Origin of the sequence: Anoxybacillus thermarum (genome assembly GCF_000836725.1) — a bacterium.
In the GTDB taxonomy this organism is placed as follows: domain Bacteria; phylum Bacillota; class Bacilli; order Bacillales; family Anoxybacillaceae; genus Anoxybacillus; species Anoxybacillus thermarum.
Genome location: NZ_JXTH01000155.1, coordinates 1 through 614 on the forward strand (window position 1 = coordinate 1; position 614 = coordinate 614).

Sequence of the window (614 nt, forward strand, 5' to 3'; positions counted from 1 at the left end):
CGGATGGGCTGTTCATTTCCCGCCAGGGGAAAGGGAAACGGGCGAAAGAAGAGAAAATCCTGGCGGTTCACGAGGGATGGAAACGAAACGGTTCGCAGCTCGAGCTCGTGAACCGGCGCCACTACCTCCATGAAGGGGCGGGAGACGTGTGGGAACGGTTTGAAGAGTGGCTGATGAACGAATATGCCTATGACCCGTGCCGGGACCTTTTGATCATCAACGGCGACGCGGCGTCGTGGATCACAGCCTGCCGGGCGTATTTTGGAAAGCGAGCCTGCTTTCAGCTGGATCGATTTCATGTGGCGCGGGAGCTGAGTCAGTGTCTGTCCGGCCATCCGCGTTGGCGGGAGGTGCGGAAGAAGCTGGCGAAACAAGACGAAGAGGGGCTTCTGGTGGAGCTGAACAGCGCGGTCGGCACGTTGGAGGACGAAGCGAAAGAGAAGCAGATGGCTGCCATGATCCGTCGGATCGAGTCGATGCCGGGATGCATCCGGGACTATCGGGAGTGGCTGTCGGAGCAAGGGGTGGAGACGACCGGCATGCGTCCGATGGGCCACGCCGAGAGCGTGATGAGCCGGTTTGCGCATCGGGTGAAATCCCGCCGCAGCTGGAAA

General features: G+C 60.6%; 1 pseudogene. It reads left to right on the top strand.

Going from position 1 to position 614, the window contains the following annotated elements:
- Positions 1-614, top strand: a pseudogene (locus tag LH47_RS14880) (ISLre2-like element ISGsp3 family transposase); the annotation flags it as partial.